Origin of the sequence: Bacillus sp. LNXM12-1 (genome assembly GCF_003004375.1) — a bacterium.
Classification (GTDB): domain Bacteria; phylum Bacillota; class Bacilli; order Bacillales; family Bacillaceae; genus Bacillus.
This window is the reverse complement of the sequence record NZ_PVWX01000005.1, coordinates 41297-64625: the sequence shown is the minus strand read 5'-3', so window position 1 is coordinate 64625 and position 23329 is coordinate 41297. Positions and strand designations below refer to the sequence as shown.

The window sequence follows — 23329 nt, the reverse complement described above, 5'->3', positions numbered from 1 at the left end:
TTCCTTCATCCAAAAGGAAAATGACCATAAATAAGGAAGATATAACTGATAAATTCTTGTACTCTTTATGTTTAAAAATATTCAATATAGAGAATCATTCATGAAAAGTGAAACAATCGCATCTGCGTGTTTGCAGAAAGGAAGAGGAAAACATGTGGGAAAAAGAGCTGGTGGTGGAGCCGCCGTATCATTTCGATCAAGTGCTCAGACGCTTATCAAGTGATCCATTAAAAGCAGTCGATTTGAATAAACGAGAAATCAAAGTACCAATTAGGTTAGAACAAAAACCATACGTTGTCGTCGTTCAAGCCACCGGAACAAAAGAAGCGCCCACGTTTCGGGTGCAAGGAAAAGGTCCTGAGGAACCTCTCATATGTGAGGTGAAGCGGATATTTGGCATGAAGCATCAATTACACGCTGTGCATGAGCATTTTTCTCAAACGAATTTAGCGTCCATATTTGAGCGTCATGTCGGGACACCGCTCATGCTGGATTTTCATTTATATCATTGTTTGATGAAATGCATCATTCATCAGCAGCTCAATCTGGCGTTTGCTTATGAGCTCACGAAACGGTTTGTTCATACGTACGGCGAGCAAATAGAAGGCGTTTGGTTTGATCCTTTACCGGAAACCATCGCCTCACTTGAAACAGAGGATTTGAGAAAGCTCCAATTTAGTCAGCGGAAAGCGGAATATGTCATTGATGTATCGAAGCGAATTGTGAGCGGCTCTCTTTGTTTAGAAGAATTACACGATTTAACTGATCTGGAGGTGGAAGAACGTCTTCTTCCGATTAGAGGAATTGGCCCTTGGACAGTTCAAAATGTGCTCATGAATGGGCTTGGAAGACCAAATCTCTTTCCGATGGCAGATATCGGTATTCAAAACGCCATCAAGCGGCACTTTGACCTGCCTGAAAAGCCGACAAAAGAAGAAATGGCAGCATTAAGCAAGGAGTGGACCCCGTATTTAAGCTACGCTTCTTTATATTTATGGAGAAGCATTGAGACAGATAAATAAATGAAAGGGATTTTCTCTCTTTGTCCAAGTCATGATATACTAATGAGATGGAATAAAATGAAGACAACCTATCAAGGGTTCAGATAGAACGGAGAGAATGAAGTGAAGGAAAAACAGCAAGGTGCCCTTTTACAAAAGGGACAGCAGTTCCCGCTTACCATTAAACGCCTTGGCATTAATGGGGAAGGGGTCGGTTATTTTAAAAAGCAAGTGGTCTTTGTCCCGGGTGCGCTTCCAGGCGAAGAAGTAGTTGTGGAAGCAACGAATGTCCAAGCAAAATATGCAGAAGGTACGGTCAGGAAAGTTCGAAAGCGCTCCGAGCATCGAGTGAAACCGCCATGCCCAGTATACGAGCAGTGCGGAGGCTGTCAGCTTCAGCATTTGGCATACGAGCAGCAGCTAAAGGAAAAACGAGATATTGTCATTCAATCAATAGAACGACATACGAAGCTATCGGTCGAAACGCTAGATATTAGACCAACGATCGGCATGGAAGATCCGTGGCACTACCGGAACAAAAGCCAGTTCCAAGTAGGGCGTTCTCACAGCGGTGACATCATTGCTGGACTTTACGGACTGAACTCTCATAAGCTTGTACCGATCAAGGAATGTATCGTGCAGCATCCAAATACGAACAAAACAACGGGCGTTGTCCGCAAAATCTTAGAGAAATTCGGTGTATCGGTCTACAATGAACGGACAAGAAAAGGCGACGTACGCTCAATTGTCGTGCGTGTCGGCTTTGAAACAGGGGAAGTACAAGTCGTCCTTGTCACATCGAAAACTGAATTTCCAAAGAAAAAAGAAATCGCCGAAGCCATTCAAAAACGTCTGCCAGAAGTGACGTCCATTATGCACAATGTCAACGGTGAAAAAACGTCGGTCATCTTTGGCCATAAGACATCTCACCTAGCTGGCAACATGGTCATTCAAGAATTTTTAGGAGACGTCTCCTTTGAACTGAGTGCACGTGCTTTCTTCCAATTGAATCCGAAGCAAACGCTAAAGCTTTACGACGAAGCGAAAAAAGCGGCCAAACTGACTGGCAAAGAAAAGGTTGTCGATGCGTATTGCGGCGTTGGAACGATTGGTATGTGGCTCTCAAATGGCGCCAAAGAAGTACGAGGAATGGATGTCATCAAAGAATCGATTGATGATGCTAAGAAAAATGCCAAAAAACACGGCATGAAAAACGCGACCTATGTGACAGGAACAGCGGAACATTGGCTGCCAAAATGGGTCAAAGAAGGCTTCCGTCCTGACGTCATCGTCGTGGACCCGCCAAGAACAGGCTGCGAGCGCACCTTCTTAGACACCGTCAAACAAGTCAAACCAAAACGTCTTGTCTACGTCTCTTGCAACCCATCGACATTAGCAAAAGACCTCGAATACATGTCAAAAGACTACAAAATCGAATACATGCAGCCAGTGGATATGTTTCCGCAAACGGCGCATGTGGAGACAGTTGTATCAATGGTTAGAGTATAAAAAGTGAAGTGAATAAAGACTGTCCGTGATTTGAATACTGGTGTCTAGCTGGTAGGATGATCACGGATTTTTTTTATACTGATCCATAGGTGTCGATCAGAGTAAACCATATAAAGGAGATAGAGGAGGATGAGAATGAGCCAATTCGATATTCTAACAAAATACATACCGCTGCTTCAGGAAGATCATATTGGAGAATGGGTAATCGATCAAGAAAATGATGGCACAGCTGAACATCCGATTCAGATGCCCTTTGTGAATTATTCCGAAACGGTTCGTCACTTGATCGAAGATGTTTATACCTTTGCAAAACAACATCAAGAGCTGGAGCTTACCCGCTACAGAGAGATCCTCAAAGAAAATGGGATTGAAGGTGGACCGAACGATATGGAGAATGTGGACATTTCAAATTTAAATGCGCAGTGTGTGCTTGCTCTCATGATGGGGGTTGTAAGAGCCGAACGGTTTAGCGAGGGTGCCATATTCAATTTCTTTAAAAGTGGAGATATTGTAAAGTGCCTGAAAAGATTGGATTGTTTGGGGTAAATGAATAAATTCAAGGGGTGATGGCATGTGCTCCGCTCTTATCAGAAAGCATTCTTTTAAAAGTGAATCGAAAACCTTCGTTTTAGGCACTATTTGAAAATAGTGCTTTTTTGTTTCTACTGAAGCGAATCGACATTTTTAAATTCTTCAGTTGACCTTCCCCTTAACTGAAAGGTTTATACTTTGATCAGATCAACAAAACGGAGGAGATGCAGGATGTTCAAGATCGGCGATTTTTCTATGTTAAGTAAAGTGCCTGTTAAAACCTTAAGATATTATGACCAAATTGATTTATTAAAGCCTAAGCAGATTGATCAAGATTCGGGATACCGATATTACTCAGCTGAGCAGCTGCTTGAGGTCAATCGAATTTTTCTGTACAAGGAATTGGGCTTTACGTTAAAGCAAATGGCTCAGCTTCTTCGGGAAGATATTTCGGTAGAGCAGATTCAGGGCATGTTTCTGCTGAAAGAAAGTGAGATTCAGCAATTGATCGAGAGAGAACAACAGAAATTAGCGCGTATTAAGGAGCGGATGCACCTCATTAAACGAGAGGGGTGTGTTGAAAAAGAACAGGAGGTCATTATCAAATCTGTTGAAAGCAAAAGCATCATGTCTTTTCAATCCAACGGAACTGTTGACGAAATTCCTTCATTCTTTCAAACGTTTCATCATTTATTACTTAAAAATCAACAAGAATCGATCTCGGGACCACAAGTGGTGCTGTGGAGGGAATCAATGGAAAAAGAAAGTGAGTTCGAATTTGAGGTGGGGTATTCCGTCAAATCGTTAAGGGGCACTCTTCCTCAAGGAATCAAGATACGTACGTTACCTGCAGAAGAAACCATGGCGACACTGTTATTTCATTCACATTCTCCATCCGCACAAACTGCTTGTATTGACCTGGCGACATGGATCGAAAATAATGGATACCGCGTGAAAGAAGACCAGCCGGGCCGAGAGATTTATTACCCTTTGTCTGAAAATGAAGAAGGCAGACTCATTGAAATTCAAATTCCTATTAAAGATGAGATCAAATCGTAAACTTTGCCCAAAGGAGAAACGTCACGATGAAAAATAAAACCGTTGTCTATTTACTTGCATTAGCAGCCTTTTTAATTGGAACGATCGAATATATCATTACAGGCATTATCCAGATGGTCGCAGATGATTTACATGTCACGACGTCTGCTGCTGGATTATTGGTCACGTCTTTAGCGCTCTCAGCAGCCATCGGCGCACCGATTGTCATTGCACTCACAATCAATATGGACCGCAGAAAAATATTATCATGGATGCTGATCATTTTTATTTTAAGTAATTTCATCACAAGTGTCAGCCATTCGTTTGAAATGGTGATGATGACAAGGATTTTACAAGGAATCAGTGGGGGGACTGCTATTGTAGTGGCAATGGCTGTTGCGACTCGTCTTGTAGAACGTGAAAAAAGAGGAACAGCCATTGGCATCATTTTAATGGGATTAAGCAGCTCCTTGGTTTTAGGTGTTCCAATCGGGACATTTCTAAGCAGTATGATCGGATGGAAAGCATTATTCGCAACCATTGGATTGATCACGCTTATTCCGCTGATTGTTGTGTATAGGCGAATTCCGTCTATGAAAGAACAAGAACCGGTGACACTTGGTATGCAATTATCGATTTTAAAAGATAAGCGAATATTACTTGCGGTGGCAGTGACGCTATTCTATGTAGGTGGATATTCCACGTTATTTACCTATTTAACGCCCTTCCTGCAAGCATCAGCAAACCTTAGTATCACAGAAATCAGTGGCATTTTATTACTAGCTGGAATATGCAGCTTTTTGGGCTCCAGCCTTGGAGGGATTGCAGCAGATAAAAAGGGCCCAATATTCACGATTTTCTCTGGAATCATTCTGCAAATCATCATGCTCATGCTGCTAGCATTTGTCACAGGGAATCTCGTGGTCATGGTGGCTGTCATCATGATATGGATGATCGCTACATGGAGCACATCACCAGCTCAGCAGCTATATCTTGTAACACTTGTACCAAAATCTCCTGATATCGCATTAAGTGTCAATACATCATTTATTCAATTCGGATTTGCCTTAGGCTCTGGTGTAGGAGGGATTGTGTTAAGCGAAACATCTATATTAAACCTAAGCTGGATCAGTGCTGGAACCGTTTTTCTCGCTTTACTCATGACCATTCTAATGGTGGCGTTTGACCGATTTTCTCAGCATAAGAGTTTGAAGGTGATCGAACAAGGAAGCTAACTTAAATTCAATTTTGTATTGAAGGGACTACTTATTTCGGGTAGTTCCTTTTTGATTTGAAGAATGAACCAGTGAAGTTGTTTATTTGCTACAATAGGAGTCAATATCCAAAGAATGAAGGCATCAACAAATTTCTTTTAAAAACGATGAATGTCTAACAAAAGAACTGCTAGACGAGGAGAGAAAATAGAATGCAAATAAGTGAGGATATCATCAATCGAAAAGGCGCTCGAAAGGGGACTGATATCCCTCGTGACGTCTGGATCCTTTTGAATCAGGGAGAGATCGAAAGTGTGAATTTAACTGAATGGCTGGCTGTCAATCATATGACGCTAATACAGCATGTTTTGCCGTCCGTTGGTTTAGACCATTATATAGACGATATTTCATCTGAGATCACTAAACAAAAAGCTGAATCAGGAATGAAAGCAATTCGTCTCATCGGTCAATTGTTAGATGAAGTGCTACACGAAGAGAATGAGGAAAAACAAGCGGAAGTACTACAGGCATTTGCTCACCACGTATCTGATAGCGTTCGCTGTTGGGCTGCTTATATGAACAAACAACACTTATCAACTCTGGAAGAGAAACTTGCGTACATTCAGCCATTTGCAGCTGATCATCATTTTGGTGTACGAGAAATTGCGTGGATGTCAGTGAGAGAAAGCCTCAGTCATCAGCTTGATCAAAGTATAGAATATTTAACAGAATGGGCAAAAAGCGGGGATGAAAATATTCGCCGGTTCTCTGTAGAGTCGATCCGTCCTAGAGGGGTATGGACAAAGCATATTGAGTTATTAAAACAAGAGCCAGAGAGGGCACTGCCTATTCTAAATTTACTCAAATCCGATCTATCAACATATGTTCAAGATTCTGTAGGAAACTGGCTCAATGACGCTAGTAAAACACAGCCAAATTGGGTCATGAACCTTTGCGAACAGTGGTCTAAGGAATCTGATACAAAAGCGACTAGCAGAATTATCAAGAAAGCGAAGAGAACGATTGTGAAGGGGAATTTGTGAATAAGAATATGAATTGAAATTTCTTTATAATACAAAATTCATATTATTTCTGCTGACTAACTCTAAAAATAATATTCATTTATAAAGAAAACAATATACAGAGAGAGTGAATAGTACCATTGATGAATCAAGATACTTTTGCTGAATGGTTAAGAACTTATGCAAATATAAAACCATACTCTATAGGAAGATACTCTAAAGCTATTGGTACAATATCATTAGAATTAAGAGATTATGGATTACAGAGTTTTAATTTATTTACTTTAACTGATACTGCCTTTATCGATGCAATTCTTGATAATTCTGAGTTTAAAAAGAAGAATGAAAAAGGACATAGGATGTATAGTGTAGCTTTAAATCATTTTAAAAAATACATTGAGTATTATTATGCTTCAGAGTTACAAGCAGAACTATTTAAAGAGGAGCAGGAGTTTGAAAAATACCTAATAGGAAATTCTGCTGATATCAGTAGTGTTGATATTGAGGATAAGCCAAAAAATAGGCCTAAACATAGGTTAGTGAATAATAAAAAGGTATGGCGTAGAAATCCTAAATATGCAAGTGGAGCTATAGCTGATGCAAACTATTTATGTGAGTTTGACAATCAACACAAGCATTTTATTTCTAAGTTTAATGGAGAGAATTATGTAGAGGCTCACCACTTAATACCAATGCAATATCAAGACCAATTTGATAAAAGTTTAGACATCCATGCTAATATTGTTTCAATTTGTTTAGTCTGTCATAAAAAAATCCATTATGGACGATTTGAGGACAAGAAAGAAATATTAGATAAGCTATTTAACAGTAGGATACAAAGACTTATTAAAGGTGGAATAGATATAGAAATTTCACAGTTATACTCTTACTATCAGGATTAAGAAATCTAAGGAAATTATTTCTGGCTTAATTATTCCTACAGCAAAATAGTATGCTAACAGACAAAATTTAATTAATGTCAAAAATCACCCAACATATCATTTAAAGAATGAATTTCAATTGCTCTGCACAAAATAAAGCTTTACATGTTCTATCATCATCATGTAAGATATGGAGAAATTAAAAGCGAAGAAAAGGACATGAGCCATTTTTACTGGTTACCAGAGAGGGAAGTCACGCTGAAATCTTCCTAACGCAGGAAATGGTCTTACCACCTTTGAGCTGTATTGGGGAAAATTGAAGTATCCAATACCGTCTACGCCACGTTACGGCACCAGAGCCATAAAGCGAATACGCGTTATGGGAATTTGGGTGGAACCACGGATCACACATTCGTCCCTTTATGAGGGATGGGTGTGTTTTTTTGTTCACTCCTATATCATCATTGCTTTGAAAAGGACATGAGCAGCTTTTATCGGTTACTAGAGAGGGAAGTCACGCTGAAATCTTCCCAACGCAGAAAAGTTGTCTTACCACCTTTGAGCTGTATTGGGGAAAATTGAAGTATCCAATACCGACTATGCCACGTTACGGCACCAGAGCCATAAAGCGAAAATGCGTTATGGGAATTTGGGTGGAACCACGGATTACACATTCGTCCCTTTATGAGGGATGGGTGTGTTTTTTTATATCAAAAAATGAAAGGTGTGTCAGTCATGAAAGAAAACATGGTGAAGATTCAATTTCCAGATGGAAAGATAAAGGAGTTTTCTGCAGGTACGACTGTCGCAGGTGTTGCCTCCCATATTAGCCCGAGTTTAAGGAAAAAAGCAGTGGCAGGAAAGATCAATGATCAATTGGTCGATTTAAGTCACCAGCTGGACAGCGATGCTGGGCTGTCTATTGTCACACTCGATTCAAAAGAAGGGCTTGAAGTGCTGCGCCATACATCTGCACACGTATTAGCCCAAGCGGTGAAAAGGTTATATGACAATGTCACACTTGGAATCGGACCTGTCATCGAAAATGGATTTTACTATGATATGAAGCTAAATCAAACATTAAGCGTAGAGGATTTGGCAGAGATTGAAAAAGAGATGGAAAAGATCATAAACGAGAATCATCTCATCCAAAGAAAGGAGGTCTCTTACAAAGAAGCTGAATCGTTGTTTGCACATGATCCATATAAGCTGGAGATTTTAAAACGACTCCCATCTGAAGAAGCCATCACAGTGTATCAGCAGGGTGAATTTATCGACTTATGCCGCGGGCCTCATTTACCTTCTACTGGGTTCGTAAAGTCATTTAAACTAACACGTGTTGCAGGTGCTTATTGGCGGGGTGACAGTCATCAAGATGTATTGCAGCGAGTGTATGGTGTAGCGTTTCAACTTCCAAAACATCTAGCTGAGTATCTTCATTTCATGGAAGAAGCAAACAAGCGTGATCACCGGAAATTAGGGAAACAATTATCTCTGTTCATGTTTTCGGAAGAAGCGCCAGGTATGCCGTTTTATTTACCAAAAGGTCAGCTTGTCAAAAATGAATTAATGGCTTTTTCTAGAGAAGTGCGAGGCAAAGCGCAATATGAAGAAGTGAGCACACCGTTTATGATGAACCAAGAGCTTTGGGAAAAGTCGGGACATTGGGATCATTATCATGAAAATATGTATTTCTCAGAAGTAGACCATACAAGCTTTGCTTTAAAGCCTATGAATTGTCCAGGACATATGCTCATGTTTAAAAACAGCTTATTTTCATACAGAGACCTTCCGATCAGGATGGCTGAGTTTGGTCAGGTGCATCGTCATGAATTTAGCGGAGCATTAAATGGATTGTTCAGGGTCAGAACATTTTGCCAAGATGATGCCCATATTTTTTTGAGAGAAGATCAAATTGAAGCTGAAATCAAACGGATTTTCCAATTAGTTGATCATGTGTATCGGACATTTGGGTTTGAGTACTCTGTGGAACTATCCACTCGTCCTGAAAAAGCGTTAGGCGATGATGCCATTTGGGATATCTCTGAATCAGCGCTAAAGAATGTGCTTGATCGGCTAAAAGTCGATTATCAGCTAAATGAAGGAGATGGGGCATTTTATGGCCCGAAAATCGATTTTCATATAAAAGATGCCTTGCAGCGGAGCCATCAGTGCGCCACAATTCAGTTAGATTTTCAAATGCCTGAGAAATTTGATTTAACATATATCAATGAAAAGAATGAAAAGGTACGGCCAGTTGTCATTCATAGTGCCATTTTCGGTTCTCTGGATCGTTTCCTTGGCATTCTCATCGAGCATTTTGCAGGCGCCTTCCCGTTATGGCTGGCACCAGTACAAGTACAAATCATCCCTGTCTCAACGGTTCACCTTGATCACTGCCTTGAGGTGCAGCAGCAATTAAGAAAGATCGGAATAAGAGTGACAATCGATGAACGGGATGAAAAACTCGGCTATAAAATGAGAGAAGCACAAATGCAAAAAATCCCTTATATCGCTGTCATTGGCGATACAGAAATGGAAGAAAAAACACTGAACATCAGACAGCATGGAGAAAAGACATCTAGACAGCTGTCTGTTGATGACTTTAAACACCTGGCAGCCCACCAAATAAAAGATAGAACAGCTGCTCAAATATGATGTGCTGATTTCATGAAGAAAGATAAGACGTTCATTGAATGATGGGCGTCTTTTCATTTGCGAAAAAAGCCGAATTGACAGTAGAAAGGGAAAATATTGAAACATTTTTTCGGTAAAATCGTAATAAAGATAGAGCGTTCAACAGAAACATTTAAAACGGAGAGGAGTATTACATGGAACAAGCTGCACTGAAAAAGATGAGGACAAAACAAATAGCTGTCTCTAATTTAATAGCCGTTATCATAATCGTCGCTTTTTTAATGTTGATTCAAATTGTTGAAATTCGATTTACACATTTCTTTCTTTGTTTAGGAATTTTAATGCTCCTTCAAAGCATTTATGGTTTTATTAAAAAAGGATCAACAAAGTCTTTCATTCCAATTTTCGAGCAGATAGCTATTTATGAAAAAGAAAAATTGGGGAAAGAGTGGGAGAAAGAACAGAAGATGGATAATGTTTGGAAACTGATATTGAGTGGGCTTATGTTCTTTCAGTCTTTTAGCTTCCAAGATGTATCGAACCCATTCTTTGATATCCAACCTTTATTTCTACTTTTCTTATTGATTATGGCTCTAGCTCTTATCAATATAAGCATGCTTTTTCGCTTTAGAAAAATCGACCGATCGACTGATGGAGAATTAACAGGCTATACAAAAGAGTCAAACATAATGGGAATTGCTTTAGGATTCTTGTCAGTAATCATCATCTTCATCTTTATCGTTATTTTTGTTCTTCCATAAAACTTAACCAATTTGAGGTGAAACCATTGAATGCAAACATACAACAACTGATTGATCAGACAAAGGCGAAATTTGGCTTAGATCTTTATCATCTAAAAAGACACAGCTTTCATCGTTACGTCAACATGTTTAATGAAACGATTTATACATTCAATATGGAATGGTTCCCCTCTCATGAAACGGAACCTGAGGACGACGATTTAAACCCAGACGGCACAGCCATTATTGAAGTGAATTTGAATACGGGACAGGTGGAAACAGTTATTTTTGTCATGGACAAAACCTATGCGCAGCATGGTGTCACATTTAAGAGACCATATCCAGCTCATGTCATTCAATGGATCGAACAAGAAACAGGGTTAATCTATGGTGAGCATTTTCACATGCATCAGAAGGAGAAAGGGGGACTTTTTTTCGAAGAAGCAATAGATGGTGTGAAAGTGACGCCTTCAGGCAGAATTGAGGTGAAATGGGATGAACATGGACAGCTCATGTACTTTACACACCACGGACCATTTTTAGCCAAAACATTACTGAGAGCTGAGGAATATGTGCTTTCTATTGATAAGCTGGAGAACTTAGCCGAGCAGCAAGTGCAGCAGTTTCAATGGCCTTCCTTCGAGCACAATCGAATTCGAACAATTTATGCATTAGAAGAAATCTATGTCAAGAACGATGGAACAGGAACTATACCGTTTGAAATTGGGCGTGAAGAAACACTTTGTATACACATGAATGAGATCATTGAATGGAATGAACCGTTAAACAAAGCCTTTGAAAAAAAGGAAATGAATATCCATGAGGACATTTCAGCTGAACAAGCTTTCTCATTGGAGCCTTCACCGGATACCATCCCGATATCAAAAGAAGAGCAAACTGAGTGTATAAAAGCAGTCCGAACCTTTTTGGCGCAAAAATATTCAAAGGATACAGGAAAGTGGGTTCTGAAAACACTCCATCGTGATCATGGATACATCCATGCGATATTAAAAACGAACGGGCAAGAAGGCAGTGGATTTATGGACAAGATCAAGGTCTTCATTGACGCCAGCTCGTTTGAAGCCGTTAATTACATAGATAAAAAAGAAATGTTTCAAGTGTGCGGGATACTGAGTCCCTCTCAATCGGCAAGTGAAATTACTGTATCTCAGAAAGAAGCCTTTGAAAAATTGAGAGAACGTCTTGAACTTACACCTATCTACGTCTATGACGAAGTGCAAAAACAATATGTTCTATGCGGAAAGCTCGATTGCCATGATGGTGTTGATGCAGAGAGCGGCGAAGTGTTTTCTTTGAAAGACCTCTCATAATGTCTGAAAGAACAGTGAGGAGCTGTTCTTTTTTGTCTCATTGCACCAATTTTTTGAAGAAATTTGGAATTTTGTAGCAGGAAGTTGTCGTTTCATCACGAAAGAAACAGATAAGAATATGATCATAGGTCCATCGGTTGGAATATAGTAGACGTCATACATAGTAAACACTCATGACAGTAAACATGATCTACAATGCTTTTTGAAGAAAAATGAAATCGTGTCTCTAGTAGTATACGACATTTGGTGGACTGACATCTTAGGATGACTTTGAATATGTTTGTTTTAGGTAAGCTTGAAGCCATGATAGAAGAAAGTGAGGATATCTACCTTGAGTACATTGGAAGTGTTTCGTCAGTTTTTGGTTGACCATTATCCTGCGTTACAAGATGAACTTTGGTTGAAAGATGTTGATACCCTTCGAATCTCTCCTATTCTTCATCCTTTTCTGAAAAGCAAGCTGCCAGAGGGGATCGAAAAATTCACTTGTGTACTATTCACGCAGCAGACAGATCAAACCGCTGCACCGCTCAAAGTATACCTTCTATTAGATGAATATGAGCAATCACTTTACGCCATTGATTTGATGAATGAACAAATCGTGCTTCATTAATACAGAAGCAAAAAGCTGCTTGAGAAGCTCTCAAGCAGCTTTTTTTGATGAACATTAGTCGATCATATCAACCAATCTTCGGTTCAAGTTGTCCAATTCTTTCTTTGTTGGAAAAGAGCTGATCAGCAGTGTATATCGTCCAAATTGAATAGGGAGCTCGGTATCGGTCACGATCATATCAATCCCAAGTTGATCCATCGTTACATCATTTAATGTATTTTCTGGACTTGTAAAAGTGTGAATGAGAGGAGGCACGCTTAATTTAATTAAATCTGCTATAAACAAACTATGATAATAGCCTAATGTTGAAATAACAAATATGTTCAACACGTTTCTTCGCTCCATTTCAAATTGAACAAGCCCTCTCCAGGTAGACGTAATGATACGGATCAATTCCCGTTCATTTTTCACAAAAGAAGCGAGTATATCGTCTGTTTTTAACTCTTGGATGATATGAGTAATCCTCGAATAGAAGTAAGGAAGCTGCTCTTTCACCTCTGATAAATAACTCGATTTCTTTTTGAAAAGGAATCCATCTCTCACGGTAATTTCCTTAGAATACACATAATATTGGAGAAGAATCAGTGTCATCACCTTGCGATTAGCCACCTCTTGATGATAAATCAACTCCAATTGATTGATAAATGAATGAATGGCTTCAAAGAGGTGTGGTGTATGCGATTGAAAGAACGTCAACTTTTCTTCGACAGATTCAATTGATTTAAAGTGGCCAATAGCTGGTTCGATCAATAGTAAAAAGACAAATTCGTGATGATCCAGTGTAATACCAAAAATGTCCTTTGTCATTTGGCAAATGTGCTCTTCCCAGTTTTTGATTTGATTATAGATACCTTTGGCTGTAGAGGTCTGTTTTTCTTCATTCATCGAGTACGTATAATTGCGTCGTATGGTAAAATTTTTCCTCACTCGGTGAATGGAAACACCGAGCCACAGGCAGTATTTATCTATAGCCACATCTGGTACATTGACTTCGAGCACCTGAAATAGCTCTTGTAATAAATCAACTGCGTCTTGCTTTTGAATATCATCGAATGGCCAAAGCCGGCTTCCATACACTTCAAACAAAAACTCAACAAAGAATTGACGAATCTCCTTCTCATTCCCATGGAACTGCATACTATCTGGGCGTAACTCGATGTCATAGGATGTAAGGATCGAATTGATTTTATGAATGGTGTTATACAATGTGGATCTACTAATATTAAGCGTGTCCATCCATTCATAGAAAGACCTGTTTTGTTCGAAAAAAATGCCGTCAATCAATCGAATTTCAATCGTATCTTTTAATATTTCCTTGATATAGTAGTCTACTCGTATCGTCTGTGTATAACAAATGGATATGCCTTGTCTTGGCTTTATGTGGATTAACGGCTCTCCATTCTCTGTTTTGAACGATTTCATTTGTTCTAAATCGCTTTGAATGGCACGAACCGAACCGATATGTTCATTCGATATTTCTTGAAGGCTCCACCACTTATTTTTGGATACAAGCAGTTTTAAAATTTTTATCCATCTCTTTGATTTATTATCAATGAGCTCCATCAAACAACTAACTCCTTCCCTTGGCTTGCCTCTATATTATGAAGTTCACTTAAAGAACATTTGATTCTCAAAATAGGCATGAAATGATTGTAATGTTTAGGCTAAATCGTTTTGTCTTCACTTTTGATGATAAAAGAGAAAAAAATTAGACGAAAACAAATGTTATTCGCTGATTCTCCATATTTTTCTTTTAAAAGGTGATAAGTAAGCCATGAATCCTATAAAAATGGATCATTTTAGATATTTTGTTTATTTTTTTGCTGTTGAAACGGTAAATGTAAGAATAAAACGGAGAAGCTTTTTGATTACCATATGAAAGGGAGTAGAAAGGAATGCGATCTATATGATGCTGAACTGACTCACCATACATACCATATGATACATGCTTGTTTCATATGAACGAACCATATGTGAATATATGATTATATAAGCATGTAAACATCATTTATTGTTCATTCCAGTATAAATAGAAAATTCACATTTATTTTTTCATGATCCCTCTCACTATTCCCCATTTCTATAGACCCCTATCCAGTTACTATATCCACTACTCATGATTACCTTTCAAGCTCATGATTGATCATCTCATTTTATTCATAGGGTCTTAAGGTGCAATTTTTAGAAAATATTTGATTAGAAACGGAGTGGTTTATCAGACAAGATACAAATGGTTTTTTATCGTTGTTGAAAATTAATTTTAGAAAAGGGTGGATGTATTGAAAAGAATATTGTCATTGGCTCTCATCGCGGTGTTAGTCATACAGTCTAGTATATTAGGAATCTTGCCTCTGGCAGGGGCACAAGCCAAAGAAAGCCAAGAAAACATTTATGGGGATATTGAGTTTGCTGATAGCGAAGGAAACAAGTTATCAAACATGGAAGATCAGCAAGTAAGAAAGGCCACTGTCCATTGGTCTATAAAAGGAATTGATCTAAAAAAGCAATATCCGTATGTTCTCTCTCTTCCTTCAGCCATTCAGGTAGAGAAGGAGCAGAATGAACCAATTATTGTCAATGAAGTATCTGTTGGAGAGTATACCGTTTCAAAACAAAATGAAGTGACGGTCATATTTAAAGAAGATGTTGAGCTTGATCCAAATTTAGAAGGAGCAATAGACATCGATGTCACTAGTATATCTGAGCAAAAAGAGAAAACAAAGCAAAACGAGCGTAAAGAAAGCCTTCCAAAAGATGACACAACCTCAACTGAGAAAGACAAAGCAGCTAAGAATCAAGAAGCCGCTCAAACGAAACAAAGCGATGAGGATGAATTACTAAAAAACAAAGTGAGCATATCTAAGCGTGTAGGGCTGCAAAGTGTTTCAAAACAAATGCTGATACAAGAAAATCTCCTCACTGATGCGAAATTGATATTTGAAGATCAGGAAGGAAATTCAGTTGATAGGCCTGATATCAACTCGCTGATTTCCATTAACTATAAGTGGGCCATCCCGAATGGGCATAGCTATAATGGCGGTGATGAATTCCATTTCAAGGTTCCAGAGGAATTAGTGATTTACGAAAAAATCGATCGTCTCGAGATGAAATTTAATCAAGCAACCATTGGTTATTTTTCTGTAGATGAAAGTGGAAATGCCTCCATCGAATTCACTGACTTTATCAAACAATATTCAAATATCCATGGAACACTTCAAGTGTGGACGCAATTAGATCAAAAAACTGTCATTACTGAAGAAAAAGAAGTGGTCATTACTCCAATTGAAGGCAAAGATACGATATCGATCCCGATTCAATACATTCCAAATGGCCCAAATGTCTCTAAAAAGGGAAAACCCAATCGATCTTACAATGCTGAAACCATTCAATGGACAGTCGATTTTAATATGGACTTAGACGATGTGAAACAAGCGAGACTGTTAGATCCGATTCAAGAAGGTCAAGCGTTAAAAAAAGATTCAATCAAGCTTTACCGTGTTGATACAAAGCTAAATGGTGAAACCTTGCTTGGTCAGCTGCTTGACGAAAACCACTACACAATCGGCCAAACAGCAGATGGTCAAGATTTCACGATTGAATTTAAAGATGACGTGCATCTAGCTTACCGTTTAATGTATGAAACGGACATGACGAATCAAGATCAGTCTGCGTTTCGTAATAAAGCGTCCCTTGTCTCTGCTGATAAAGTGATTAGTTCAGCAGAAGGAACAGTGAATGTGACAAGAGGCAGTCCTTTAAGTAAAAAAGCCGCCCACTACGACCCAGTCACACAAATAATTACGTGGGAAATTCGTTATAACTATAACGAAAAAAAGATTGCTGAAAAGGATGCTTTGTTAGAAGACTTCTTTAATGGCACACAGGCGCTGATTTCTGATTCATTTCAAGTCAAGGAAGTCACAATTGATCAGGATGGCAAAGAATCAGGAACAAAAGCGTTTGGAAATTATGTGGTTCAACCTCAAAAAAAGGATGAACAAAACGGGTTTACCTTGCAATTCAATCAAGATATTCAATCGGCTTATCTCATCACATATCAAACAAAAGCAACCGAGCGGATTTTTGAAGCTGAAGAGATTATCAATACTGTAACAGCTGGCAAAGAGAGCAAACAAGGGAAGCAAAGAATTGACCAACAAATCCTAACGAAAAATCATGGAACACCGAATTACAAAAACAAGACCATTCCATGGCGTATCATCTTCAACAAAGATCAACAAACCATGAACAACCTGATATTAAAAGATACGTTTACAAACGAAGGATTGACGCTGCAAAAAGATAGTTTAAAAGTGACGACAGGAAATACAGTGCTTGAAGAAGGCACAGATTATCAAATAGTTGAACATGCAAATGGATTTGATATTCAATTTACGAAAGAAATAAAGACAGAACATGTAGTCACATATACAACGTCTTTTGATTATGAAAAAAGAGCAGATAAAGATCAAAAGAACTTGCGTAATCATGTAAAGCTTGAATGGGTAAATGAAGATGGCAAGGAATTGACGAAGGAAAATCAGTCTGTCTTCACGCCTGACACATATACGCAGTCAAATGGGTTCAAGAACGGAACATATGATGCAAAGAAAAAAGAGATCACCTGGAATATCGGTGTGAACTATAACTTGAAACATTTAGAAGAGGCGAAAATCGAGGATTTCATTCAAGGAAATCAGCGTTTGCTTAAAGATTCAATCACCATCTACTCGCTTGATTTACAAGGTGGGGAAAATGGAGCGGAAGAAAAAGAGGTATTAGCGAAAGAACATTATGACATCAAATTCCTTGAAAATGAAAAAGGAGAATCAGGCTTCGAAGTCATTTTCAAAAAAGCCATTGATTCCCCATACAAAATCACGTATCAAACGAGTGTTGAAGGAATGGATTTAGTACAGAAAACCTACGAAAATAAAGCGGCCCTTTATGATGGAAAGACGAAAGAATCAGATGTGAACGCTGTAGTGTCCATTCCAAATGGAGGGAAATACACGAGCAAATCAGGAAATCAACAAGGGAAGGTCATTGATTGGAAACTGAATATCAATTTTGGTCAATCAACAGTCCAAGATGCGACGATTATAGACCATCCGAGCAGTAACCAAGCCATAATAGAAAACTCATTTCATCTCTATTCGACGACAATAGATGAAAAGGGGCAAGTGACCAAAAAGGAAGAGCTGGAAAAAGGGAAGGATTATGAGCTAGACCTTGAATTCGATCCAGACTCTTTTCAAATCAAATTTAAAGAAGACATCACCAGACCATATATTTTAGAATATCAATCTCTCATTTTAGATAAGGTGGGAAGTACACTTCAAAACGAAGTAACGTTTAGAGGTGAAAATGTAAAAGAAATAAAAAAGGAATCCGAAGCCTCAATTGTGGTAAAACGCACCGCTGGCATGGGAGATGGCACGGGAGCGATTGGCGCTTTAACCATTAAAAAGGTAGATGCGAGTAGTGGAAAAGTGCTAAAAGGAGCAAGCTTTTCTCTGACAGATGCTGCGAGCGGTATCGTCATTGGAACAAAGGCAACAGATGAAGAAGGAGCTCTTCGATTTGATCGTCTCTTGTATGGTGACTATATAGTGACAGAGGTGAAAGCACCTGATGGTTATATGAAGACCAAAGAACCGATCCATGTAACGATTGATCAGCCTTACGAATCAGGAGATCAAGCGAAAACAGGAAATAGCATGACGGTGCAGAACCAAGAAATCCGCCAGCATGTCAAGTTAACAAAAAAAGACAAAGAGACGGGTGCAGCATTAGAAAATGCAGAATTTGAACTAAGAAATGAATCTGGAGATACCGTCCAAACCCATTTGAAAACGGATGAAAAAGGAGAAATTCTTTTCAAACATCTTGAGCCAGGTTCCTATTATTTCGTTGAGACAAACGCGCCGAAAGGCTATCAATTAAATCAGCAAAAATGGCCGTTCACAATTAAAGAGAATCAAACAGAAACAACGACTGTAACCGCAGTAAATGACATGATAAAAGGCTCTGCAGAATTGAGCAAAATAGGCGAAGGCGGAGAGAGACTAGAAGGTGCACAATTCAAGCTCTTAGATCAAGATGGGCATGAGCTAAATGATTCGATTGTCACAGGAGAAAATGGCAAGATCACGATAAACGAACTAAGACCGGGTACGTATCAGCTCATTGAAACAAAAGCACCTGATGGTTATGTATTAGATGAAACGCCAATCAAATTTGAAGTACCACTCGATCCAAAGGAACCGGTCATCATTTCGAAAAAGAACCTCTATGAAACAAGTGCATTAGAAGTGATGAAAGAAGGAGAAGATGGCAAGAAGCTTCAAGGTGTTCGATTTGAAATCATGGATCAAAATGATGAAGTTGTGCGTAAAGATTTGACAACAGATGAAGATGGGAAGCTTTTGGTCGACAACCTCAAACCGGGCAAATATCAGCTCGTGGAGACAGAGAGTATTGATGGTTACCAAAAGAAAAATAAACCTTATCCTTTTACCATCGAAGTCGCACAAAAAACTCAGGCAGAGATCAAAGTAATCAATGATCTTAAAACTGGAGCTGTCCAGCTCACGAAGCTCGGTGAAAAGAATGATGTGCTTAAAGGAGCAGAATTCAAGCTTTTAGATGCAAATGGAAAAGAGATTGAAACGGGTCTCGTCTCAGATCAGAACGGGCAGATCACAATCAGCGATCTTAAACCTGGAACCTATCAGTTTGTTGAAACGAAGGCTCCATTCGGTCATGAGCTTGACGAAACACCTGTCACTTTTGCTATTCCATTTAACCCACAGAAGCTGGTCAGTGTCACAAAAGAAAATAGCCGCACAACAGGCGGAGTGCTGTTACACAAAAAAGGCGAAGATGGGAAATCATTAGAAGGGGTTGTCTTTGATCTATCTGATGCCAAAGGAAAGATAGTGGCAGGAGGAGAAGGGATTACAACCAATCAGGATGGAAAGATCACCTTCACAGGTCTAAAACCTGGAACCTATCAATTTGTTGAAAGAAAGAGTCTTGAAGGCTATGAATTGAGTGCGAAACCACTTGTCTTTCAAGTTGAATTAGGTCAAAAAGAGTTGATTCAAGTGGAGGCAATCAATCAGCTCAAGAAAGGTTCTGTAGAACTAACAAAAATAGGGGAAGAAAAAGAAAGATTGAAAGGCGCAGAATTTACCCTTTTCAATGACGATGGTAAAGAATTGATGTCAGGTTTAACAACCAACGAGAAAGGCATCATCACTGTAAACGATTTGAAACCAGGCGCTTACCAATTGGTTGAAACGAAGGCTCCTTTTGGACATAAACTAGATGCAGAACCAGTAGACTTTAAGATTGATTTCAACCCAAATCAACTGGTGAAAGTGACAAAAGAAAATATTCGGACGACAAGTGCTGTGAAGCTTCAGAAAAAAGGAGAAGATGGTCAGTTGCTCAATGGAGTGACCTTCGATCTGCTTGATGAGCACGATCAACGTATAAAGAAAGACTTAAAGACAGACAAAAACGGTCAACTGACAGTCGATCAACTGAAGCCAGGCACCTATCAATTTGTCGAAACAGCAAGCATTGCCGGCTATGAATTGGATCAGACACCTGTCTCATTTACGATTCGTTTAGGTCAAGACAAACCAGCAAAAGTAGAAATGATCAACAAACTGACGCCGGGAGCAGTGGAACTGACCAAAGTGGATGATGAGGGACATACGCTGGAAAATGCAGAGTTTGTTCTTCTAAGTAAAGAAGGGAAAACGTTGAAGAAATCACTTGTAACGGATCAAAAAGGAAAGCTCCACATCAACCATCTAAAACCGGGAGAATATCAATTCGTTGAAACGAAAGCACCTCACGGCTATCAATTGGATGATCAGCCGATCCTGTTTACAATTGAGAAAAATCAGCAGAAGCCACTTCAATTAACAGCGAAGAATCACTTGATGTTAGGAAGTCTGCGTATCATAAAAGTAGATCAGCAGACAGATAGAACCTTAAAAGGTGCAGCCTTTGACATTCGTACAAAAGCCGGGAAAACCATAAAATCTGTGACAACAGGAAAAGACGGAGAAGCCATTGTCAAAGGGCTTAAACCTGGTGAGTATATACTCACAGAGACGAGAGCTCCAAATGGTTATGTAGCTTTAAAGAAGCCGCTCATCTTTACAATTCAAATGGGCGAAGTGGAGATCAAGACAATGATTGTGAAAAATGCACCAGTGAAGAATGAAGAGGAACACACGAATCCTCCAGCCTCATCTAAATGGGATCAACATCCGCCTCATGACTCAAACGGTGAGCTGCCAAAGACTGGAGAAGAATGGCTGCGTTATTTGATGTATGCAGGGATTTTACTAGTAGCTTCTGGAACTGTTCTTCTTGTTGTCAGAAGAAGAACCATTCAGTAAAAGGAAGGAACGAGTTTATTGATGAAAAAAAGAACCTTATTAGGCAGCTTTTTGGTGTTCACAGGGCTGATGCTCATCTCCATTCCTTTTATATATGAGTGGCGAACTTCTCAAGAGACAGCGGCAATGGAACAGGCATTAAAGATGATTGAAAAAAATGACAGTGATGCCCTTTCTTCTATTCCACATTTAACTGTGTCAGAGGAAGACCTACGAGATGTGATGGAGCTAGAGATCCCGTCAATTGATTTAAACGAAAAAGTGCTTCCAGTTACATCAAAAGAAAATTTAGGTATTGCACTGACTCAAATCAAATCTCATCAAATGCCAGGTAAAGGGAATTTCACGATTGCAGGGCATAGAGGGTATAGAGGTGATCGTCTTTTCAGGCAGCTGCCAGAGGTGCCGAAAGGAGAAAAAGTCGTCTTACATCATCAAGCGGAAACATATGAATATAAAATTGTCAGCTCAGCTACGATTGAACCGACGGATGTTGATGTACTAAAGGATCGCGGGAAAAATGAACTGACATTGATCACTTGTACACTTGATGGTCAGAAACGCTTTGTCTTAAAAGGAATACGAATCAATGCTTCAAAGGGTGAGCAACCGTCGGATGTATAACACCAACATAATAGATGATGGGTACGATGGAAGAGCAGCGCTCACGACCGACATGTTACACCAATTATTATCAGAGCATTATCCAACATTAAAAAACGAACTTTGGGATGTTGATGTAGATACAATTCGGACTTCGCCTATTCTTCATCCTATATTAAAAAGAAAGCTTCCAATTGGTATCGAAAAATTCACCTGTGTTTTGTTCACGCAGCAAACAGCAGCTTTTGGAGAGCCTTTGATTGTGTACTTTTTATTAGATGAAAAAGGCGAATCGATTTACGCAATGGATCTCTTGCTCGAGCAGCATGATCCACATTAAACGAGAAATAAAAAAGGAAGGGGCTTTGACTCCCTTCCTTTTTTGTCATTCAATTATGCAAACAACTTCAGCCCGACCACACCAATCACGATCAGCAGCAAGCTGAGTATACGAATCATGTTTTTCGGCTCTTTAAATAGAATCATATTAAACAAGACAGAGCCCGCCGTTCCAAGTCCAATCCAGACCGTATAGGCAACGGATACTTGAACGGAAGAGAACGAGGCGTATAAAAACAAAAAGGATAAGGCAAATCCGCCAACAAATAAAATGCCTGTCGTGATTTGCTTCTTCTTACTAAACATATTGAGGCCAATGGTTCCGCCAATTTCACAGGCAGAGGCTAACAGTACAAAAAACCAGCCCATTTATACCGCTTCTCCTTTCTGCTCATGTGCATCCCCATCAGACACTTTCAGTCCAATAATTCCGAGAATTAAAATGCCCATAAATAAGAGCTTTTCTAATGAAAATGAACCGCCAAACAGCGCATAATCCATCAAAGACGTACCAATCGTTCCAACTCCGGCAAACACGGCGTACACGGTCCCTGTCGGCAGCTTCTCGCAGGCTTTCATTAAAAAGTAAAAATCAACTGGGATCAGGCATATAATGATCGCCCACTCCCACACAGCATCAGCTTTATTTAAACCAAACACCCAAAGTAATTCGAATAAACAAGTGAGTGCGACATACATCCAGCTTTTTTTCATCCTATTTCCTCCTAAAACTGACGATTCGTCATTTTGAAACCAAAAAAGAGCGTACAGCAAGTGCTGTACTAAGTTAAGGTGTCTCTATGCCAAGTGCGTAAAGAAGAAATTGCTTCACCTCTCGCTTTTGAATCAGAACCTCTTCTGTATCTGTTTCTGTAAATAAGTACATTTGCTCAGCAGACGATTCAAGTAAACCGATAATGAATTTGGCTGCATATTGACAGTTCAAATTCGCACGGACTCTTTTGTCCTGCTTTGCTTTTTCTAAAAAAGCAGCGACCCATTTGTAAATCGGCTCATAAATATCTTCCCATTCCTTTAAATGCTCCGTGGCAGCTAAACCTGAGTAGGTCAGAGCAAGGACATCACGGTATTGTCTTGTAAAAGAGAAGATGAATTCAACAAGCGCATCTGCTTGATCGAGGACATCCGCATGCTGAGTTAATTCCTTTTCAATAGCGGGGACCATCTGTGAGATCAGATATTCTGCGATAGCAGGCATGACAGACAGCTTTGAAGGAAAATATAAATAATACGTCCCTTGCGCCACTCCTGCTGCTTTCACAATATCCGATATGGTCGTCTTTTCAATTCCTTTTTCTTTAAACGCGTCAATGGCAGCAAGCATAATCTTTTCTCGTTTCGACACATCTTCACCGACCTTAAATGACTGAATGTCAGTCAGTTTAGCTGAAAAATGACGATTTGTCAATATGGTATTCTCGTCATT

18 protein-coding genes and 2 other annotated features are annotated in these 23329 nt (G+C 39.3%); of the genes, 14 read left to right on the top strand and 4 right to left on the bottom strand.

What is annotated here, in order from left to right:
* The first annotated feature begins 152 nt into the window (after positions 1-152).
* The 11 genes from C6Y07_RS16890 to C6Y07_RS16840 all read left to right on the top strand — a co-directional run bounded on the left by C6Y07_RS16890 (position 153) and on the right by C6Y07_RS16840 (position 12517).
* Positions 153-1022: a DNA-3-methyladenine glycosylase family protein gene (locus C6Y07_RS16890; protein WP_060595787.1), complete on the top strand. Its 870-nt coding sequence runs from the start codon at positions 153-155 to the stop codon at positions 1020-1022.
* A gap of 102 nt (positions 1023-1124) precedes the next feature.
* Positions 1125-2510, top strand: coding sequence for a 23S rRNA (uracil(1939)-C(5))-methyltransferase RlmD (rlmD, locus tag C6Y07_RS16885; RefSeq protein ID WP_106048688.1), 1386 nt, complete (start codon positions 1125-1127; stop codon positions 2508-2510).
* Positions 2511-2645: 135 nt separating this feature from the next.
* A complete protein-coding gene (locus C6Y07_RS16880) occupies positions 2646-3056 on the top strand; it encodes a DUF6508 domain-containing protein (protein WP_060595789.1) in 411 nt (136 codons plus the stop codon).
* 216 nt (positions 3057-3272) lie between these two features.
* Positions 3273-4100 carry a MerR family transcriptional regulator gene (locus tag C6Y07_RS16875; RefSeq protein WP_060595790.1) on the top strand — a complete coding sequence of 276 codons (828 nt, stop codon included), beginning with the start codon at positions 3273-3275 and terminating at the stop codon, positions 4098-4100.
* Between the two features lie 26 nt (positions 4101-4126).
* Positions 4127-5314, top strand: a complete 1188-nt coding sequence (locus tag C6Y07_RS16870; RefSeq protein WP_066031157.1) for an MFS transporter — start codon at positions 4127-4129, stop codon at positions 5312-5314.
* 191 nt (positions 5315-5505) lie between these two features.
* Positions 5506-6336, top strand: coding sequence for a DNA alkylation repair protein (locus C6Y07_RS16865; protein ID WP_106157081.1), 831 nt, complete (start codon positions 5506-5508; stop codon positions 6334-6336).
* Positions 6337-6455: 119 nt separating this feature from the next.
* Entirely contained in the window at positions 6456-7217 is a 762-nt protein-coding gene (locus C6Y07_RS16860) for an HNH endonuclease (protein ID WP_106157080.1), read from the top strand.
* Between the two features lie 178 nt (positions 7218-7395).
* Positions 7396-7619, top strand: a binding site (T-box leader).
* Positions 7620-7656: 37 nt separating this feature from the next.
* Positions 7657-7881: a binding site (T-box leader), on the top strand.
* A gap of 50 nt (positions 7882-7931) precedes the next feature.
* Entirely contained in the window at positions 7932-9854 is a 1923-nt protein-coding gene (thrS, locus tag C6Y07_RS16855; RefSeq protein ID WP_106157152.1) for a threonine--tRNA ligase, read from the top strand.
* Positions 9855-10027: 173 nt separating this feature from the next.
* Complete coding sequence (locus C6Y07_RS16850) at positions 10028-10594, top strand: hypothetical protein (RefSeq protein ID WP_106031327.1); 567 nt, start codon at positions 10028-10030, stop codon at positions 10592-10594.
* 26 nt (positions 10595-10620) lie between these two features.
* On the top strand, positions 10621-11904 hold the full coding sequence (locus C6Y07_RS16845; protein ID WP_106157078.1) for a hypothetical protein: 1284 nt from the start codon (positions 10621-10623) through the stop codon (positions 11902-11904).
* A gap of 331 nt (positions 11905-12235) precedes the next feature.
* Positions 12236-12517: a hypothetical protein gene (locus C6Y07_RS16840; protein WP_003217864.1), complete on the top strand. Its 282-nt coding sequence runs from the start codon at positions 12236-12238 to the stop codon at positions 12515-12517.
* 54 nt (positions 12518-12571) lie between these two features.
* Here the strand turns inward: C6Y07_RS16840 and C6Y07_RS16835 are convergent, their stop codons facing one another.
* Entirely contained in the window at positions 12572-14080 is a 1509-nt protein-coding gene (locus C6Y07_RS16835) for an AcpB/EbpR/MafR family transcriptional regulator (protein WP_060595796.1), read from the bottom strand.
* Between the two features lie 716 nt (positions 14081-14796).
* Here C6Y07_RS16835 and C6Y07_RS16830 point away from each other — a divergent pair.
* The 3 genes from C6Y07_RS16830 to C6Y07_RS16820 are packed head-to-tail and all read left to right on the top strand — an operon-like array spanning position 14797 to position 21883.
* Positions 14797-20940, top strand: coding sequence for a SpaA isopeptide-forming pilin-related protein (locus C6Y07_RS16830; protein ID WP_106157077.1), 6144 nt, complete (start codon positions 14797-14799; stop codon positions 20938-20940).
* Positions 20941-20961: 21 nt separating this feature from the next.
* A complete protein-coding gene (locus C6Y07_RS16825) occupies positions 20962-21564 on the top strand; it encodes a class D sortase (RefSeq protein WP_106157151.1) in 603 nt (200 codons plus the stop codon).
* Entirely contained in the window at positions 21557-21883 is a 327-nt protein-coding gene (locus C6Y07_RS16820) for a hypothetical protein (RefSeq protein ID WP_106157075.1), read from the top strand. Before C6Y07_RS16825 ends, C6Y07_RS16820 begins: the two co-directional genes overlap by 8 nt.
* Before the next feature lie 53 nt (positions 21884-21936).
* On the opposite strand, the gene C6Y07_RS16815 is transcribed toward C6Y07_RS16820, so the two are convergent.
* From C6Y07_RS16815 to C6Y07_RS16805, 3 genes are all read right to left on the bottom strand, one after another.
* Positions 21937-22251, bottom strand: coding sequence for a DMT family transporter (locus tag C6Y07_RS16815; RefSeq protein ID WP_003217878.1), 315 nt, complete (start codon positions 22249-22251; stop codon positions 21937-21939).
* On the bottom strand, positions 22252-22596 hold the full coding sequence (locus tag C6Y07_RS16810; protein WP_017358819.1) for a DMT family transporter: 345 nt from the start codon (positions 22594-22596) through the stop codon (positions 22252-22254). It abuts the gene before it with no gap.
* Between the two features lie 73 nt (positions 22597-22669).
* Positions 22670-23248, bottom strand: a complete 579-nt coding sequence (locus tag C6Y07_RS16805; RefSeq protein WP_060595824.1) for a TetR/AcrR family transcriptional regulator — start codon at positions 23246-23248, stop codon at positions 22670-22672.
* Between the last annotated feature and the right edge of the window lie 81 nt (positions 23249-23329).

Bases quoted from the DNA above. Each gene is read 5' to 3' on its own strand.
- C6Y07_RS16865 (WP_106157081.1), top strand. From the start codon at position 5,506: ATGCAAATAAGTGAGGATATCATCAATCGAAAAGGCGCTCGAAAGGGG.
- C6Y07_RS16820 (WP_106157075.1), top strand. From the start codon at position 21,557: ATGTATAACACCAACATAATAGATGATGGGTACGATGGAAGAGCAGCG.
- C6Y07_RS16835 (WP_060595796.1), bottom strand. From the start codon at position 14,080: ATGGAGCTCATTGATAATAAATCAAAGAGATGGATAAAAATTTTAAAA.
- C6Y07_RS16870 (WP_066031157.1), top strand. From the start codon at position 4,127: ATGAAAAATAAAACCGTTGTCTATTTACTTGCATTAGCAGCCTTTTTA.
- C6Y07_RS16850 (WP_106031327.1), top strand. From the start codon at position 10,028: ATGGAACAAGCTGCACTGAAAAAGATGAGGACAAAACAAATAGCTGTC.
- C6Y07_RS16825 (WP_106157151.1), top strand. From the start codon at position 20,962: ATGAAAAAAAGAACCTTATTAGGCAGCTTTTTGGTGTTCACAGGGCTG.
- C6Y07_RS16810 (WP_017358819.1), bottom strand. From the start codon at position 22,596: ATGAAAAAAAGCTGGATGTATGTCGCACTCACTTGTTTATTCGAATTA.
- C6Y07_RS16875 (WP_060595790.1), top strand. From the start codon at position 3,273: ATGTTCAAGATCGGCGATTTTTCTATGTTAAGTAAAGTGCCTGTTAAA.
- C6Y07_RS16880 (WP_060595789.1), top strand. From the start codon at position 2,646: ATGAGCCAATTCGATATTCTAACAAAATACATACCGCTGCTTCAGGAA.
- thrS (WP_106157152.1), top strand. From the start codon at position 7,932: ATGAAAGAAAACATGGTGAAGATTCAATTTCCAGATGGAAAGATAAAG.
- C6Y07_RS16815 (WP_003217878.1), bottom strand. From the start codon at position 22,251: ATGGGCTGGTTTTTTGTACTGTTAGCCTCTGCCTGTGAAATTGGCGGA.
- C6Y07_RS16890 (WP_060595787.1), top strand. From the start codon at position 153: ATGTGGGAAAAAGAGCTGGTGGTGGAGCCGCCGTATCATTTCGATCAA.